Origin of the sequence: Bacillus sp. FSL M8-0063, from assembly GCF_038005545.1 — a bacterium.
Taxonomy (GTDB): Bacteria; Bacillota; Bacilli; order Bacillales; family Bacillaceae_G; genus Bacillus_A; species Bacillus_A wiedmannii.
On record NZ_JBBOTJ010000002.1, the window covers coordinates 40,893 to 59,237 of the forward strand.

16 protein-coding genes, 1 pseudogene and 2 riboswitches are annotated in these 18,345 nt (G+C 35.6%); of the genes and pseudogenes, 7 read left to right on the forward strand and 10 right to left on the reverse strand.

Translation table 11 applies throughout. The features are described from left to right. Window positions 1–10 precede the first annotated feature (10 nt). Window positions 11–928, reverse strand: coding sequence for an ABC transporter permease (locus MKX31_RS22655; RefSeq protein ID WP_242290153.1), 918 nt, complete (start codon window positions 926–928; stop codon window positions 11–13). 128 nt (window positions 929–1,056) lie between these two features. Further along, window positions 1,057–1,162, reverse strand: a riboswitch (SAM riboswitch). A gap of 171 nt (window positions 1,163–1,333) precedes the next feature. Here MKX31_RS22655 and MKX31_RS22660 point away from each other — a divergent pair. After that, window positions 1,334–1,543 (forward strand): annotated as a pseudogene (locus MKX31_RS22660) (DUF3951 domain-containing protein); the annotation flags it as partial. A gap of 22 nt (window positions 1,544–1,565) precedes the next feature. Here the strand turns inward: MKX31_RS22660 and MKX31_RS22665 are convergent. From MKX31_RS22665 to MKX31_RS22690, 6 genes are all read right to left on the reverse strand, one after another. After that, window positions 1,566–2,069, reverse strand: a complete 504-nt coding sequence (locus MKX31_RS22665; RefSeq protein WP_088048218.1) for a hypothetical protein — start codon at window positions 2,067–2,069, stop codon at window positions 1,566–1,568. Window positions 2,070–2,318: 249 nt separating this feature from the next. Continuing rightward, the gene (locus tag MKX31_RS22670) at window positions 2,319–3,569 is read right to left on the reverse strand and encodes a multidrug effflux MFS transporter (protein ID WP_088048217.1); all 1,251 of its coding nucleotides are present in this window, start codon (window positions 3,567–3,569) and stop codon (window positions 2,319–2,321) included. A 127-nt stretch (window positions 3,570–3,696) separates the two neighbouring features. Further along, window positions 3,697–5,415: a DUF3981 domain-containing protein gene (locus MKX31_RS22675; protein WP_088048216.1), complete on the reverse strand. Its 1,719-nt coding sequence runs from the start codon at window positions 5,413–5,415 to the stop codon at window positions 3,697–3,699. Between the two features lie 78 nt (window positions 5,416–5,493). After that, window positions 5,494–6,027 (reverse strand): MFS transporter, encoded by a 534-nt coding sequence (locus tag MKX31_RS22680; protein WP_000222364.1) that lies wholly within the window; start codon window positions 6,025–6,027, stop codon window positions 5,494–5,496. Then, window positions 6,024–7,460: an FAD-binding oxidoreductase gene (locus MKX31_RS22685; protein ID WP_141525451.1), complete on the reverse strand. Its 1,437-nt coding sequence runs from the start codon at window positions 7,458–7,460 to the stop codon at window positions 6,024–6,026. Before MKX31_RS22685 ends, MKX31_RS22680 begins: the two co-directional genes overlap by 4 nt. Before the next feature lie 112 nt (window positions 7,461–7,572). After that, window positions 7,573–8,337, reverse strand: coding sequence for a hypothetical protein (locus MKX31_RS22690; protein WP_088048214.1), 765 nt, complete (start codon window positions 8,335–8,337; stop codon window positions 7,573–7,575). A gap of 145 nt (window positions 8,338–8,482) precedes the next feature. On the opposite strand from MKX31_RS22690, the gene MKX31_RS22695 reads away from it, so the two are divergent. From MKX31_RS22695 to MKX31_RS22710, 4 genes are all read left to right on the forward strand, one after another. Further along, window positions 8,483–9,391 carry an NAD(P)-dependent alcohol dehydrogenase gene (locus MKX31_RS22695; protein ID WP_088048213.1) on the forward strand — a complete coding sequence of 303 codons (909 nt, stop codon included), beginning with the start codon at window positions 8,483–8,485 and terminating at the stop codon, window positions 9,389–9,391. An 80-nt stretch (window positions 9,392–9,471) separates the two neighbouring features. Next, a riboswitch (SAM riboswitch) is annotated at window positions 9,472–9,586 on the forward strand. Window positions 9,587–9,671: 85 nt separating this feature from the next. Beyond that, complete coding sequence (locus MKX31_RS22700) at window positions 9,672–10,484, forward strand: MetQ/NlpA family ABC transporter substrate-binding protein (RefSeq protein WP_088048212.1); 813 nt, start codon at window positions 9,672–9,674, stop codon at window positions 10,482–10,484. A gap of 12 nt (window positions 10,485–10,496) precedes the next feature. Next, window positions 10,497–11,537, forward strand: coding sequence for a methionine ABC transporter ATP-binding protein (locus tag MKX31_RS22705; protein ID WP_222655835.1), 1,041 nt, complete (start codon window positions 10,497–10,499; stop codon window positions 11,535–11,537). After that, window positions 11,512–12,180 carry a methionine ABC transporter permease gene (locus tag MKX31_RS22710; protein WP_000527133.1) on the forward strand — a complete coding sequence of 223 codons (669 nt, stop codon included), beginning with the start codon at window positions 11,512–11,514 and terminating at the stop codon, window positions 12,178–12,180. Before MKX31_RS22705 ends, MKX31_RS22710 begins: the two co-directional genes overlap by 26 nt. Before the next feature lie 37 nt (window positions 12,181–12,217). On the opposite strand, the gene MKX31_RS22715 is transcribed toward MKX31_RS22710, so the two are convergent. Continuing rightward, a complete protein-coding gene (locus MKX31_RS22715; RefSeq protein ID WP_142289416.1) occupies window positions 12,218–12,994 on the reverse strand; it encodes an SDR family oxidoreductase in 777 nt (258 codons plus the stop codon). Between the two features lie 433 nt (window positions 12,995–13,427). Here MKX31_RS22715 and MKX31_RS22720 point away from each other — a divergent pair, with 433 nt between their 5' ends. After that, on the forward strand, window positions 13,428–14,714 hold the full coding sequence (locus MKX31_RS22720) for a DUF5068 domain-containing protein (protein ID WP_088048209.1): 1,287 nt from the start codon (window positions 13,428–13,430) through the stop codon (window positions 14,712–14,714). Between the two features lie 157 nt (window positions 14,715–14,871). Next, a complete protein-coding gene (locus MKX31_RS22725; RefSeq protein ID WP_088048208.1) occupies window positions 14,872–15,378 on the forward strand; it encodes a DoxX family membrane protein in 507 nt (168 codons plus the stop codon). Window positions 15,379–15,450: 72 nt separating this feature from the next. Here MKX31_RS22725 and MKX31_RS22730 read toward each other — a convergent pair whose 3' ends face one another. Then, window positions 15,451–16,017 (reverse strand): DUF4256 domain-containing protein, encoded by a 567-nt coding sequence (locus MKX31_RS22730; RefSeq protein WP_088048207.1) that lies wholly within the window; start codon window positions 16,015–16,017, stop codon window positions 15,451–15,453. A gap of 118 nt (window positions 16,018–16,135) precedes the next feature. Further along, entirely contained in the window at window positions 16,136–18,100 is a 1,965-nt protein-coding gene (locus MKX31_RS22735; RefSeq protein WP_340981587.1) for a S9 family peptidase, read from the reverse strand. Window positions 18,101–18,345: the final 245 nt, after the last annotated feature.

The following is an 18,345-nucleotide window of genomic DNA, read 5'->3' on the forward strand; positions in this document are numbered from 1 at the left end:
GCCCCCCTCCTTACGTAATAGAACGAATACGCGGATCAACAATACGGTGAATAATATCTGTAATGAAAATACAAGAAATTAATAATGCACTATAGAAAATTGTTGTTCCCATAATTACTGGATAATCTCGGTTAAAAATACTATCTACAAAATATTTTCCGAGACCGGGAATCGCAAAGATCTTTTCAATAATGAAAGTTCCCGTTAAAAGCCCAGCCATTAACGGTCCAACAAACGTTAATACTGGAACAATCGCATTTCGAAGGGCATGCCTAATAATAATCTTCTTAATTGGTATACCTTTCGCTCTCGCTAGCTTAATATAATCACTCTGCAAAACTTCAATCATATTAGAGCGAATAAATCTTGTAATAACCGCGATTGGCCCTAATGCTAATGCGAATGACGGTAATACCGTATGTTCAAATGTGCCCCAAGACGCTACTGGTAAAAGTTCAAATTGTATAGCAAATACTTGTATAAATAATGGTGCTAAAATAAAACTTGGAATAGATATGCCGAGAATCGCAAGTAAACTCACACCATAATCAATTACTCTCCCGTGATAGAGAGCAGCAAATGTACCTACTGCAATTCCGACTAATAGTGAAATAACAAGTGCTTGTAAACCAATAATTGCCGATGGACCAAATCCTGTTGTAATAATTTCTGATACGCCTTGCCCCGTCGATTGAACAGATTCACCAAAATCAAAATGAACTACACCGTCTAAATAAGCAACATATTGATTCCATAGCGGTTCATCAAGGTGATACTTTGCTCTCATGTTCTGCACAACTTCCGCCGGAAAGATCTTTGCATCCGATGAAAATGGATCCCCCGGAATAATGTGCATAATCAAAAATGTTACGGTTGTAATAATCCATAGTGTAAACACCATAACTGATAGTTTTTTAACAACATACACTCCAATAACCCCCTAAACTCATAAATTTACTTTGTTTTGTTAACGTATCTTTCCCATTACTTCTTCTTAAAACACAAAAAGCCTTGATCTTAAAAAATAAGATCAAGGCTTAATAAACGAAGGCCCATCACTTATCTTTCAAGACTTGCTTGCTGGAATTAGCACGGTGTTCCTGTTACAGAACCCGCTGCTGAGGTGTCATAGGGCCAGTCCCTCTACCTCTCTGGATAAGTAAATTGCTATATTATTATTTGGTTCAAATTGTATATTTTGAATTATAATTCTGAAAAAATGAAAAGTCAATCAAATTGGATATATTTAGAAAAATCAGTTTTCTACGATATTAGTTATTGAAATTACAATCTTTCGCTTATAATAAAAAAAGTGTATTAAAGGAGTTATAAAATGGATCCCTTACTTCTTGCTACTATAGGATTACCATTAACAATCGTAATACTTGTCATCATCGGCTTCTATAATCTCTTTATTAAAAAGAAACGTATCACTTCTTTTTATACTCCATTCGATAATATTACCGGACAAACAATCTCTGAATTTCACGAAGAACAGAAGGTATTAGTATCCGAGGATGAAGACGGAGATGGTAAGAAAAAAATAACCTTGCGCGTACGCAAGGTTATTTTTTCGTTTCTGCTTGAAAACGTTTATAGTATGTTGATGCTGTTGCAAAGTTAATTTCTATATCACGAATCAATGATGAGTCTTCTTCTTTAGCTAACTTCTGTAATTTTTTCATTGCTTGTTCCGATTCATTCAAGAAACCAACATATACCTCATGCTCTTGCTCTTTCGACTTCGGTACACGAATTTCTTTACGCATATGATCAATATCTTCTAACATGCCTGTTGTTACCGTTTGTACGTCTTCCTTATATTTAGCATTCGTTATTTCCTTACCGCCCTTTTCTTTTGCCACTTCAAACAACTGTAACGCTTTATTAATTTCTTTGTTCATCTTCACATCGTACTTTTCATGTACTTCGCGATATGTTTTCATCTCTTCTGTTTGCTCAGTAGATTGCTCTACCTTTTCTTTCGGTTCTTTCGCTTCTTTATTCCCATTACATCCTGCTAGAAGGAGCATACTTCCCATTACAGCAATACCCAAAACCTTCTTCATCTCTTCTTCTCCTTTTATCTACAGCTACTACTCATTATAGTTTCTTTTATCTCCACTTGTTATTATACCGAGAACATCCTACTTTTTACACTTAAGACGCTACCTTAATATACATGCCTACATTTTTGTCACAGTATCGTCACTTTATGCAAATAACTTTTGCATCACCTTACAAAGCTGTATGAGTTATTTCAAAGAAATGAAAAAAGAGCTGATTCAAATATTTTTGAATCAGCTCTTTTTTATAATTTAAGCTTCTAAATTTTGTCTTTGTTGCAATTCAAACTGCTTTTCACTTCTTCTGGCCATAAATAGATAACATAATACAGCACCAATTTCACAAAGAGCTATCACAACCCCCATCGGTAATGCGGTATTGCTTCCGCCAATACCTACTAATGGTGCAACAAGTGCTCCTGAAATGAACTGTAATAAACCTAATAAAGCCGATGCCGTTCCTGCAGCTTGTTTCTGATTTCTCATCGCTAACGAGAACCCAGTTGTTGAGACAACCCCAACACTTGATACAACAAGGAATAATGAACATAAAACACCAATTAAACCTATTCCTAGTACGATTGTCAGTAATAAAGATAGGCCACCAACAGCTGCGATAATAATACCAGCAACAAATAGTGTCTTCTCATTCACTTTCCCTGCTAAACGACCCGTTACCTGACTAGCAATAATAATACCGATACCGTTAATCGCAAAGAATAAACTAAATTGCTGTGGTGATGCTCCGTATATGTTCTGCAACACAAATGGTGAGCCCGAAATGTAAGCAAACATTGCCGCCGTTACTAGCCCTTGTGACAATGCATATCCCATAAACAGACGATCCTTTAACAGTTTTCCGTACGTCGCCAACGTCCCTGACAATCCACCTGTTTCTCTCTCTTCAGGAGGTAATGTTTCACGTAATACGAAAGTAGCTGATATTAACATGAATACACTAATTGCTCCAAGAACGATGAAGACACCGCGCCATGTTGTGAACTGTAGTAATTGTCCCCCAATAATCGGTGCCAAAATAGGCGCTGCTCCGTTTACTAACATGAGCAGTGAGAAAAACTTTGTCATTTCAGAACCTGAATACATGTCACGTACCATTGCACGTGATATAACAATCCCGGCCGATCCTGAAGCCCCTTGTAAGAAGCGCAATAACACTAAACTCCAAATAGATGGTGCAATAGCACAAAGTAAAGAAGAAGCAACATAAATAAAAAGAGCGATAATAAGAGGTTTGCGCCTTCCGTAAATGTCACTAATCGAACCAACAAATAATTGTCCTACTGAAAGCCCAAGCAAACAAGCTGTCAATGTAAGCTGTGCAAGAGATGCGCCTGTTTGTAAATCATCCGTTAATTTTGGTAAAGAAGGCAAATACATATCAATAGATAATGGCCCAATCGCCGTAAGTGTCCCTAATACAAGAATCATCCATAACCTATTTGTCTTTACAGGTTTATATATTTCGTGATTAACTCCATTCACTTCTTCCGTTCACCCTTTCCGATAAATACTAAATCGTAACAATTATAGTTACAACATAAACATACGTCAAGTATAGTGCATTTTCCTGTTTCATACCGTAAAAAAAAGCGATAGAATTTCTATCGCTTTACTTTTTTAAATTGCTATTTGTAAATTTAGATACGGAAGACATTGCCTCTCCTGTATCTAAATATGTGATTTGAATTGGATCTCCCACTTCTGTAAACATAGCATATGGGAATTTCTTCACCGGTATCATAAATACTTTTTGTTCATTCTCTAACAGTACATACACAATTGTATTTTCACCTGATTTTTCTTTATATACACGTTGTACAACGCCTTCTTTTTGTGCTTCTTTACCATTTGAAGTCGGTCTAAATGAATCTCCACTTCCACTCAGCGCATTTTTATAATTCTCAAGCGCTTCTTTTTGCGTCGAACCTGTTGCAAATATTTTCGCATTAGAAGCATAGATAACTGTATGAGCACGTACCAATCCCCCGTCATCAATAACAGGTACAATCCAAGAAGGTTTACCGTATACGTTATAAATAACCGGCATCGTTCCATGCCATTTCTCTCTCTTAAAGGAATTATCCACTACTTCCGAAGCAGCTGAACCATCCATAATCCCCTTCACTTCTTTTCCGTTATAGTAATACAACTTACCTGTACGCGCATCGATAAGCGAGTAACCTAACGCAGAATCTACTCCCTCTTTCGGAGAGGTGAAATCAGTAAAGTAATATAACGTTCCATCCTTACCGAAGATTGGTGTAACTCCTTCTTTCGTTCCCCACTCAGTCGGAATCTTCATATCCGTTTGCGAGAATTTCGTATTCCAAAATCCGTGAATATATTTACCGAAGTACGTATTTAATGTAGATGCGGTCTCGTGATTTAATACACCATCAACAAATTTAGGCGCTTTACCTTTATCATATCTTTTCACTTCACCTGTTTGTGCATCTACTACTACAACGCCCTCTACCTCAAATCCAGATCTTCCTGAAATAAATTCACCATATGTCATTGTATAATACGGTTTCCCTTTATCATCAACTTCGAATTTAGGTTTCCCTTTAAAAATCAAATCCGGTTCTGCTTTTCGAACGACACGTTCTAATTTATTACCAAAAAACATGCTCGGCACATATTTCATTTTATAACCAAGATGCAGTTTCGCTTCCGCATCAGGATTCGTACCTGACATCGTTACGTACCCTGGAATTGTCTCAGCTTTACGTGCTTTAAAAAAGCCTGAAACTTCAATCGGTGCTACATATAAAGCCTCACCATTTACCATTTGTGGCGTTAATTCCCCTAGCTCAAAATAAGCTACTTTCGGAATATCCCCAAATACTTTTTTCATTTTATTCTCCGCTGTCTTTGGCGGCACTGTAAATGGTTGATCATTTTCAGTAAACGGCTCTGAAATATCTTTCTCGATCTTCACAACAGAATCATATTTTTTTTGCGTGATTACTAGATCGTGCAAATAACCAAAATAGCCGTAACTTGCGAGTAAAACAAACATTAGAAGTCCCTTTAACGTACCTTCTAATTTCCCTATTTGATTTTGTGAAAATAAAACAAGCCCAATTAAAACTGCTACCGCAACGGCATAATGAGTAAGAATCGAATCTGCTCGATCATCGATTAGCCAAAGATATTCGTAGATTGCAATACCTATCCAAAATAATACAGGAATAACTAAAATGGATGATTTCTTACCCTTTACAACCTTCTCATCCCCCTTCTTATCCACTGCTCGAAGTTTACTACCGCTTCTTGTCCATGGAATCAAAAACAAAGTGAGAATAGCTAAAATTAAAAATTTCATCAAAGGCAATGTCCCCTTTTCTTTTATTTTCCCTTTTAGTATAACAAATAAAGGGTATTCAGGTAAAAATGGGGATGATTATATTTTTTTACTACTTAATACAATCCCACTCACTACATATAAGATAGATGCAATATAAAAAATGGTACCAATCGTAAAGAAATCTACTAAATATCCCGTTGCAATAATTGCTACTGCTCCTCCAATCGATGTCCACACATGATATTTTCCAATCTCATAACCAGCATTTTCTTGCACAACCTTTCGTGCTAACGACGTCTTCTCAGTATTACGCTGCACAGCACCTAAAACTCCCATTACAATTTGAAGAATATAAACATGCCAGACTTCCGTGGCAATCGGGAAACAAAGCATTAATATTGCCATGGACCAAGCATATATAATTAATAATTTTTGATCGCCTACTCGATCAGACATCTTTCCTACTAATGGATATACAAGTGCTGAAGTTAAAGCAAATAAGCCATACGCCCAGCCAAACTGCGAGAAGCTATTCCCAACATTCCGAAGCAATAGAATGTAAAAGGGAAATACCATACTTCCCGCCATCATAATTATGCTTTGTGACGCTACAAATCTTCTATATGTCATTTCGTATACTCCCTATAAAATAAATTCACAAATCTCTCTTTTGGATCCGCTTCTTTTTTCTTCTGAAGAAATTCTTCGATACGAGGATATGCCCTCTTTAACTGTGCCTTCGTTGGATACGAATAGTAAGGTAAATAATAACTACCATTATGTTTTAAAGTAACATCAATCATTTTCTGAATGACATCTTCTGTTTTCTTTATTTCACCCTCTGAGCGTCCCTGGTTAATTAAAAGAACCAGCGCAAACATATCATCTTTCGCATAGGATAAAACTGCATTTTCATTCTTTTCCACATAACGAATCGTAATATTGAGCAAATTAAACTCTTCTTCATTTAATACGTTACGTAAATCATCTATGTATTCCGTGAAGAAATCTATAGGCACAAAGTATTCTTGTAACACTTCTGTTCGATTCGGATTTTCATATTCCATAAAGGCACTATCTGACCTCATAACATTATTTCGCGTCTCATACGTTCCATCTGTACGTTCAAAATAACTTCTTTGTATATCCCAAAATGTATTCTTTCCCCAATCGCTATAACGAGATAATCCGAGTAAAAATTTCGGTGCAGCTATAATAGTTTCCTCTTTTAATTCACTGTACTCTTCCCTCATATTTTGATTTTTCGCCAATGTATAATCTGTCACATACATTTCTTTTAAAAATGAATTGGGGGCAACAGAAATACGGGCTAAGTGCATACGAACATTTTCATCTCTTTTCACTTTATCTTTGAAATAAGATGTGTACTCTTTATAATCTATCATTCTCGTATGCATTTCATATAATTCATCATCAGTTAACTTTAATGTCACATCTAAAATGACACCGAATAACCCGTAACCACCTATGACATATGGAAATAACTCTGCATTTTCTTCTCTACTTACATTACGCACCGTACCATCTACCATTAACAATCTAAACGACTCTACTGTATCAATCAATGCTTCATGACGAATATCACGCCCATGTACATTTACACTTAATGAACCACCAACAGTAAAAATGTTTTGAGATTGCATTACTTGAACCGCAAGGCCATATGGATTGATTTTCTTTTGAATGTCATTCCATGTGACGCCACTTTGCACCCTAATCCTCTTCTTCTCCGGATCAAATTCTAATATTTTATTATACCCCTTCATATCAAGCATCGTGCCGTTCGGATAATACGTCTGTCCTCCTTGGCTATGTTGCATACCTGCAATGGAAATTTTCTCTCCAGAAGTATTTGCATCTTTCACTACCTGTTTTAATGAACGTTCATCCTCAGCATTTTCAACACGTTTAATTTTCGTTGGAAGCAACTTTCCTACATCGCTCATAATGGGGTGATTTAGTTGCTCCTTGTATGTATATATAGAAGTCGCAAGTAATACCGTATATGCTACAACGACAACTACTATCTTTCTTTTTTTCAAATGGCACTCTCCTCTTCTATAATTCTTCCTCTTCATATTGTACCTATTTTCCTAAGAAGAAAGTATAAAAAAGAGAGGGCACCTTATTTTAGGTCCCCCCTCATCAAAACTGTTACTTTGCTGCCGGCAATTGTATTGGGTCAAACTTTTCGTACGACGTATATTTTGCGTTCGTAATAATGTGTGCTTTATCCTTGCCGTTACTACTCATAATCATGTCTATCTTTGCTGATTCATATTTAAAATCTTTTGTAATGATATATTCTGCATCCACTTCTTCTATCTTCGCATTTTGTGCTTGTAACATTTTCTTCTGCGTTTCATCCATGCTAGTTAACATACTTTCTGTTTCTTGCCCTTTTAATGTAAATTTCAGTTTATATTTATCTCCGCTTTTCTCCATCTTCATTTTATCTAAAACTACTGCTGGTACTTCTAAATTATCTATAATATCTTGAGTCGCCTTCATTCCACCAGCGTTTAACTGCTCCTCTGGTACGGTTATAACTTCTCCTGTATTAGGGTTTTTCACCTCACCAGCAACTTTGCCGTCCACAGTATACACTACAACATCTGTACCAGAAATATTCATTTCAGAACGAGAATTCTTTGTCTTTGGCTCTAATTGCATCTTAGCCTTTAATATATCCATCTCTGTTCCTTCAGCCTTTATCGCTACATCATATGTCATCGTTACATGTTCTTCATTTTTAAAAGCGTCATTTGTTTTCTTGAAAACATCCTTCGCTGCTAATTCTTTTTCTTTTTGCATGGCTTCTTTTTTCGGTTCATCAGTCTTTGTTGTTTTCTCATTACTACACCCTACCCCTAGACTGATTGCAAGCACTAAACTTGAAATAAAAATAGTTTTTTTCATAATGTCGCCCCCTTTCCAAAAATGATATCACCTCTTTTCCTATGAAATCTATATAATTTTTAATCTTTATTCGCTATATAGCGACATGTTTAATGAAGATTTTAAATATGATGTAAATAACAACAACTCATTTCAGGAGGTTATTATGAAGGCAATCATTTGCACACAGTATGGACCACCTAACGTTCTTCAGCTTCAAAATATAGAGAAACCTACACCTAAAAAGAACGAAGTATTAATTAAAATTCACGCAACAAGTGTAACGACTGGAGATTGTAGAATACGTGGATTTAATAGCCCCCTCTTATTTTGGATTCCTATGCGGATCATATTAGGTTTCAGAAAACCGAGAAAACCTATACTCGGCGTAGAGTTATCCGGTGAAATCGAAGAAATAGGAACAGATGTAACTCAATTTAAAATAGGAGATCCAATTTTTGCATTAACAGAACTAAACCTTGGTGGTTATGCCGAGTACACATGCGTACATGAAAGTGCATTAATAACATTAAAACCTACCAATGTGACGTATGAAGAAGCGGCCGTTATTCCTTTTGGTGGAACTTCAGCATTACATTTCCTGAGAAAGGGCCGTATAAAAAAAGGGCAACAAGTGCTCATATATGGTGCCTCCGGATCAGTAGGAACAGCTGCTGTACAACTTGCTAAATATTTCGGCGCGACCGTTACGGCTGTTTGTAGTAATTCAAATTTTGAACTCGTCCAATCTTTAGGAGCTGATAAAGTAATTGATTATACGAAAGAAGATTTTACTAAGCGGGGCGAGCGCTACGATATTATATTTGATGCAGTTGGGAAATATAAAAAATCCCTTTGTACAAATACATTAACACCCAATGGAAAATATGTATCTGTTAATGGAATGATGGCAAAGGTAAGTAAAGACGATATGATTCTATTAAAAAAACTAGTCGAAACGGAAAAACTAAAACCCGTTATTGATAGAACTTACCGATTAGAAGAAATTGCTGAAGCTCATATGTATGTGGAAAAGGGACATAAAAAAGGGAATGTTTCGATTGCCTTAAAATAAAATATATTCAGAAAATAACATTGACAATTCTTTTTGTAAGATTTACTATTAGTACCATATTAAAAAACTACATACACATACTCTTATCAAGAGTGGCGGAGGGACTGGCCCGATGATGCCCGGCAACCGAGCTTATGACGTATAAGCTAAGGTGCTAATTCCTGCAAAACGAGTTTTCGTTTTGGCAGATAAGAGAGGAACCTATTTTGTCTATTCGGCACCTCTCTTATTTTTGAGAGGTGCTTTTTATTTTGGAACGTATATGAAGGGGGAATTATAGATGAAAAAAATATTATTAAGCATTGTAAGTGGAGCGGTATTATTGTTAGGTGCATGTGGCGCTAATTCTGATAAAGAGGTAAAAGCATTAGATGAGAAAAAGATTACTGTCGGCGTAACAGGCGGACCGCATGAACAAATTTTTGAAAAGGTAAAAGAAGTGGCAGCGAAAGACGGTCTCGAAATTGATGTAAAAGTATTTAATGATTATGTAGCACCAAACGTATCCCTAGATGAAAAAAGTCTTGATGTAAATAGCTATCAAACGAAATCTTATTTAGACGTATTTAAAGCTGAACGTAATATGAAATTAACTGAAGTATTTTCAACAGTAACATTCCCTATGGGCGTATACTCTAAAGACATAAAAGATGTAAAAGATTTAAAAGAGGGCGACGCAATCGCTGTACCAAATGATCCAACGAATGAACTTCGAGCTTTAAAACTATTTGAAAAAGCAGGAGTTTTAAAAGTGGATCCAAAGGCTACAGAAAAAGCGACTGCGAAAGATGTAATTGAAAACCCAAAGAAATTAAAGATCGTTGAATTAGAGGCATCTCAATTACCGACACAACTAAGTGAAGTGAAAGCAGCTGCAATTAATACAAACTTTGCATTAGGTGCAAAATTAAGCCCTGCGAAAGATTCTATTTTCCGTGAAGGAAAAGATTCACCATATGTAAACTGGGTCGTTGTTCGTACTGAAAATAAAGATGATGCTGTTGTAAATAAATTAAAGAAAGCTTATCAATCTAAAGAAGTAAAAGAATTTATCGAGAAAAAATTTGATGGTTCTGTTTTGCCGTCTTGGTAGGAGCTGACGATAATGATTGAATTAAAAAATATATCCAAAATATTTACAACAAAAAAAGGGAATGTAGAAGCTCTTAAACCTACTTCCCTTCAAGTAAAAAAGGGTGAAGTATTTGGAATCATTGGATATAGTGGTGCTGGTAAAAGTACATTAATTCGATGTGTAAATTTATTAGAAAAACCAACGACAGGAAATATCATTGTAAACGACAAAGACTTAACAACTTTATCAGCAAAAGAAATCGCAAAAGCGAGACAAAAAATCGGAATGATTTTTCAAGGGTTCAACTTACTTAAAACCGTGACAGTTTATGAAAATATCGCATTACCTTTACGCCTTGCTGGCATTCCAAAAGTAGAAATTGAAAAAAGAGTAGAAAAGTATTTACGTATTGTCGATCTTTTCAATCGAAAAGATGCCTACCCGAGTGAACTTTCTGGCGGCCAGAAACAACGTGTAGCAATCGCTCGTGCACTATCACATGAACCGGAAGTGTTATTAAGCGACGAAGCAACGAGTGCTTTAGACCCAGAAACAACTGAATCTATTCTTGATTTGTTATTAAAGATTAATGAAGAAATTGGGATCACAATTTTATTAATTACACATGAAATGAATGTTATCCAGCGTATATGTGACCGAGTTGCTGTTATGGAACATGGAACAGTAGTCGAAAGCGGGACTGTGAAGGATATCTTCACAAACCCACAACATGCAACAACGAAGAAATTCGTAAACAGCGCCTTTGCAGCTAAAATTCCAGAAGAAGTACAAAAAGAACTTCAAAGAACCGGGGAAATCGTAACACTTTCATTTATAGGAACTTCTTCTGGCGAACCAGCGTTAGCTATCGCTACAAAACGTTTTCAAGTGTATCCAAATATTCTATCCGGTAATATTACACAGTTAAAACATGAAGCATATGGGAAACTAGTCATTCATATGCAAGGGGAAAAAAATGAAGTAGACCGCGCTTTAGCATTCTTACAAGAGCAAGGGATCATTGTAGAAGGAGGTAGAACAGGCTATGGGAAACAAGTCCTTTTTGGATGAATGGGGTAAAGTCATATGGGAAGCAACCATTCAAACATTTCAAATGACATCTATTTCACTATTCATCTCTATCCTTATTGCATTACCACTTGGCGTCACACTTGTTTTAACAAGACCTGGTGGACAGCACGAAAATAAAATCATTTATCCTATTCTTAATACCATTATTAATATCATTCGCTCTCTTCCATTTATCATTCTATTATTCTTCATTTTACCTTTTACAAAGTTTCTAATGGGAACATCCATTGGTGTGCAAGGTGTTATCGTACCACTTGTCGTATTCACAGCTCCTTATATTGCACGATTAATGGAGACAGCTTTACTAGAAGTAGATCGTGGTGTTATTGAAGCTTACCAAGCGATGGGCATCTCTACTATAAAAATCATTTGGCACGTTATGGTGAAAGAAGCTCGTCCCTCCCTTATACTTGGATTAACAATCGCAACAATCGGCTTAATTGGCGCAACAGCAATGGCTGGACTTGTAGGTGCTGGCGGTCTTGGTGATTTAGCATATCGATTCGGACATTTACGCTACGAACCTGAAGTAATGTATGCAACCGTCTTTATTTTAATTATCCTCGTTCAAGGACTACAGTCTTTAGGAAATGGTGTTGCACGAAGATTGAAGAAAGATTAAAAAATAAGGTATCTCACCAGGGTGAGATACCTTATTTTTATCTTTTAAATCCACCTTCAGAATGAATGACTTGTCCAGTAATCCATTCTGCTTCTTCACTTACTAAAAATGTAATGAGTCTTGCTGCATCCCTTGGCTCACCAATTCTACCAAAAGGAAACATCGGCTTTAATCCTTGCTTTATCTCTTCAGTCATCCATCCTGTACTAGTTGGACCTGGGTTAATTGCATTCACTGTTATTCCTAAATGAGCTACCTCAGCTGACAACGTACTAGTAAGAGCATCAATAGCTCCCTTCGTTGTTGCATACGCTAGTTCTCCTGCCATAGGTCCTTTAAATTGTCCCGATGTCATATTAACAATTCTACCACCAGATTTCTTATCAAACCCTTGGGCAAATTGACTACTTAACAATGTAGTCGCACGGACATTTACCATGTAGTGCTTATCTAGTTCTTCAGCAGTCAAATTAGAGAAGTCATTATTTGTAGAATACGCTGCATTATTAATTAATATATGAGGGTAGCCTAGTTGTTTAGTAACTTTATTTATAAGCTCTTTCGGTGCATCATTCTGAGTTAAATCTAACTCCATACTCAATACTTTAACACCGCTTTCTAGTAACTCTTCTTTTAATTGTGTTTGTTCACTTTGATCAACGCCCCAAGGCATCTCTTGATCGTACGCTGTCCAATACGTAAAAAATATATCGTATCCTGCTCCAGCTAATTCTTTACAAACTGCTGCGCCTATACCATCTAGACGACTTACACCTGTAACAACTGCTATTTTATTTTTTAATTGATTCATCATATACTCCTCCAATTTTAAAGGACGCATACTTTATATAAGAGATATGAATTTCCCTACACATTATCCTTACAAAAGGGATATACAAGCCAAATATGCAGTCCTTGAATGATTTACAGATAACTAAATAAACCCTCACTTATGAGAGAAAAATTTATCTATCTAGTTTCTAATCATTACAAGCTCATCCACATATTAAGTCCTTGTCCCCTTTCCATATATCTCTATTTCTATCATACCAATATGATGTAATATTTCAAATGATAAAAAAATAAAAATCAATATTCCATGCCGACCTTCTGCTAATTTTAGTATATTAAAATAATTAAATAATTAAAACAATCAGAAAAACACTGGTAAATAATGTCTTTATTTTTTATAATAAAACGTGGGGCTAATGTGAGAGTCTAGTTTTACACAAATAGGGGGAAGAAACATGTCAAAAAAATTACTTTCTTTATTTTCTACAGTAATCGTAGCAGCGTTTGTAATAACTGGCTGTGGTCAAAGCGATACGACAAATAAAGAACAAAAAGAGAATGTAACAAAAGAAAGCAAAACAGAAAAAACGGATACAACGAAAGAAAATAAACCTGAAGAAAAAAAATCCGAAGATAAAAAGCCTGAAAATACAGCTACTAGCTCAAGCGATTACTCTAAGCTGATTTCCTATATGGAAAAAGAAACAGGTGGTAAAACAAAAGTTCTTTTTGAAAATAAGGAACCACAAATGTATAAAGCTGAGGATGTTTCAGTATCAATGAACAGTTATACATTAGTTGAATTAAATGGATTCCATACAAATTTCGACATTCCGTTTAATCGTCAAACAGAGGGCGGAGTTATTCTTGTGAACTACAGCGTAAAAAATAGTTCAGCTAAAGATATTTACTATATGCCAGCATTGGACATATCATTTACTGGTGCACAGAAAACATATAGTAACTATAAAGACTTAATTCCAAAAGAAGACCAGCTCCCAACTAAGCTTGCTCCAACGAATGATTACTTAGTAAAAGCAGGAGAAACTATTTCTGGTTATATCGCTTATCCATTCGGAAAAGATGATCTAGCGAAAATTTCAAGTCTCTCAACAGTCTCCGTCACAGTCCCAACTGCACAAGCTAATAAAGGAAAATTTGATGCTCCAATCGGAAGCCCTGGAAACTTTTCATTAAGTTTAAACAAGCAAGGCGCTGAAAAAGTTGCAACAGATAATACTTTCTACCAAGATAAAGCTACAGCTAATAACATGGGCGATAAAAAAATGTTAAAAGAGAAATCAAGTATTAATAACAGCCAAGAATTAGGCGCTGTTAATGTTACATTAGACGGATACCAATTCACTCAATTCACACCAAATTCCGTCGAAGCTCCACGCTTTGCAAATTTTAAAAACGGTCTTGTTCTATTAACAGTGAAATTCAAGCTTGATAACAAAGATGCTCAAGACGTTTCACTATCTCCTATAAGCTCTACATTGAGAGTGAATGATGGTACACAATATACGATTAATGAAGGTATGCTACTAAATTACGACTATAACGCTTCAGTCAAAACAGGAACATCTGGAGAGTTACTGCAAGTGTATATTTTAGATCAAGAGCAGTATGAAAAGATTTGGAAAGACAAAAGCTTTGAGATTGAGTTAGGACCTATGAGAAATAAAGAAGCAAAAGATATTTCACAAGGTAAAAAAGCTAAATTTACATTACCTAAATAAATTACTAAGTATATATTAGAAAAGGCATATAACATATGATTGTTATATGCCTTCTTTATTTTATAAAAACACCATTTTTGTTCACACTTTATCCATTGTGAATCTTTTCACATTGGATATATAATAAACATGTAAATAAAATATTGGAGGGATTTCAATGGTTATCAATTTTTTAAGAACTGATAAACGTGCTGCTTTCATATTATTATTTTTACGTTTTTACATAGGATATGCATGGCTCGCTGCTGGGATAGGTAAAGTTTTTGGACAATCTTTTGATGCAAGTGGTTTTCTAAAGGGAGCTATCGCTCAAGCGTCAGGTGATCACCCTGCCGTACAAAGTTGGTGGGCAGATTTCCTTCAACACTTTGTTCTTCCAAACGCAGACCTATTTAGCTTTTTAGTTCAATGGGGAGAAATTTTAGTAGGTCTAGGTTTAATTTTAGGCGGATTAACAAAAACTGCTGCATTCTTTGGAGTTATAATGAATCTTTCCTTTTTACTAAGTGGAACTGTTAGTGTAAACCCAAATCTACTTATTCTGACTATGTTCATTTTAGTTGCAGGTCATAACGCTGGACGCATTGGATTAGATGGCTATGTTTTCCCTAAACTTTTCCGTAAAAACAACCATGAAACATATAAATTAAGTAAAACTGCGTAGTAACAGTTTACTTTTAAAATATAAGTAAGAAAAAGAGCCTACGTATAGGCTCTTTTCTTACTTACTTCAAATTTAAACTTTTAACGAACCGCGAAATCCTCTAGCAGCATAGTATGAATCTGCTCCATTGTGGTACACAAAAACGTGTCCAAAACGATAATCGCAAAATAGAGCACCACCGAGTTCTCGAATATCTGAAGGCGTTTGTACCCAGCTTGATGATTTCATATCGAAATCCCCAAGCTGTTGCAACTCTCGATATTGTTCTTCTGTTAATAATTCAATGCCCATAGCAGCTGCCACGTCAATAACGTTATTTTCTGGTTTATGTTTTTTTCTTGCCTCTAACGCTTCCAGATCATAACAAAAACTTCTGCGACCTTTAGGACTCTCCTTTGAACAATCATAGAAAGTATACTCATCCTTCTCTTCATCATAACCAACAACATCCGGCTCACCGCCAGTTACTTCCATTTCATGAATTGACCATAATTTTTCATTATTAGTAGCTAGCTTTGCTTCAACTTTAGCCCATTCAAGACCTTCATGGCGGTTCATGTTTTTCTCAAAACGTGCTTGTAATACTTTTAGTAGTTCTTCACGTTGTTCTACAGATAATGCATTTGTATTCTCTGTCATATTAGTCCTCCGAATTACGTTTCCTTATAATCATTTAAATCTTTTCAATAATGGTTTGCATACAGTTTACAACACTCTGATACAATTGCACAACGAAAAATCCCTGTGCGGATATCCATTATATAGTACGAAAACCTTTCATGCTTTCTCCAAGAATATAGTGTGAAAACCACATCAAGTTCTGCCTCATAATAGCTACTCTCATTCCTGGCTGATCCGAGCTATATGCCATTCCTTTAAATATAATTAGTTCTGTATCAACTTCCATATCTCTTAATCCTTCATATAGCTCATATGCATTTGTAATTGGAATTCTTGCATCCATTTCCCCATGTTGAATTAACGTAGGCGTACAGGCTGATTTAATATATGTCATTGGTGATGTTTTCTTATATATCTCTGGATCATTCCATGGAGTATTTCCTAAATACATGCTAATAAAGTAAGGGATATCTGTATTTACATAATGGGTACCCCAGTTCGTAATTCCGCCCCCAACTGAAATAGCTTTAAATCTACTGCTGCATGTAGAACAAAAAGCTGATATATATCCTCCGTTACTCCATCCCATAACTCCTACTCTATCTTTATCTACAATCCCTTTTTCAACTAGTGCATCCACTCCAGATATAATATCATCATAATCAGCAAATCCTTGTTTTCTATAGTTTGCTTTTAAAAATTCATTACCATAACCAGAACTTCCTCTATAGTTTGGTTCTAAAACGATAAAGCCTTTTTCAACAAACTGTTCAATCGGATATTTCTCATTGAAGCAGTCTGAAAATATCGGAAAGGACGCCCAATTCGGACCACCATGGATTACTACTAATAAGGGATATTTTTTATTTGCCTCAAACTCTACTGGGGTTGATAAAACACCTTCTATTTCAAGACCATCACTACTTCTCCATGAGATGATTTCCCTGTTACTTTTAAGCCTGCCTTCGAAAAAGCTATTTTCATTCGTTATTTTTTTATCATCCAAATAGATTTCAAAGGTTTCATTTGTTATAGCCTTAGTATATGTTATATGATTTCCATCCCTTGTTATAGAGGCATCCATTATAAATCCTTCTACTGTTTCGCTTAACATTTCCACAGTGCCATCCTCACATAGCAATCCAATACGGTAATTCGTTTTATCCTGCCACCTAATTAAAATCCCTTTAGCCGTCCACTGTAATGGCATAACCGTACTATCAAAATTTGTTAAAGGTTGAATTACCTCTCCCGTATTCATATCATATATCTCTAATGTACTATCTTGTATATGATTCCTATAGTAATCCTTCTCTCTTATGCTTGCTGCGTAACATATTTTATCGCCCTCGGGAGAAAAGCAGACGCTTGCTCCTAACAACTTATCCATATTCATTTTTTGTAGTTCTCCAGCTTCAACATCTAATATGTAGAGCTCACCATTCATATAATCGTTTAGGCTTGGTGTAGCCATACATACAACCTTTTTCCCATCATTTGAAATATCAAAGTTATGTATATAAAAATCCTTACCATCCGTTAATTGATAAACATTTTTAATCTCGCGTTCCTCTTTATCACTTTGTATCGCTTTTTCTATCTCAATGTAGTATAAACAATTATTCCGATGTTCCTTACCTACATGGTGGAAATCTCCATATCGTTCCTTACGTTTCTTGATTTCCTCACATTCTTTTGACTGTGCAATATAATAAAAACCTTTACCAGTAGGCTCCCATTTGAATGTATTAACTCCTTCCTTCTCATCCGTCATTTGAACCTCACTACCACCGTCTATTGACTTAACAAAGATCTGATTTGTATTAGCCCCGTCACGGCCTGGGCTAAGGTATGCAATAGTCTTAGAATCTGGAGACCATAATGGATGTGTACTATCTATATCCCCATTTGTTAGTAGATAACTCTGCCCTTTATCTTTCTCATATATCCATACATGATTTCTATACGTATTGTCGTCCCAGTTAGCTGTCTTTTTTACAAATGCTACGTTTTTTCCATCATCACTTATGTTTGCACTTAATAAGGCCGGTAATGAAATAATCTCTTCTATACTTAAATATGTTTTTGCTTTCACTTTCATATAATAAGGTCCCCCTTGTAATGTCCATGCATCTATCGTCTCTTCTCTTCATAATAAAGAAAATTGTTCACACATACTTAAAATGATAACTAAAAATTCAGATAAATAAAAATAAATCCGATAAAGTAAAACTTTAATTTTTGGGGTTCTGTCTACTTACCAATTTCAGATGTTCTTTTTCAACACAAAAATACCCCTTTAGATAACATATCTAAAGGGGTACCGATTCATATATTTATTAACCT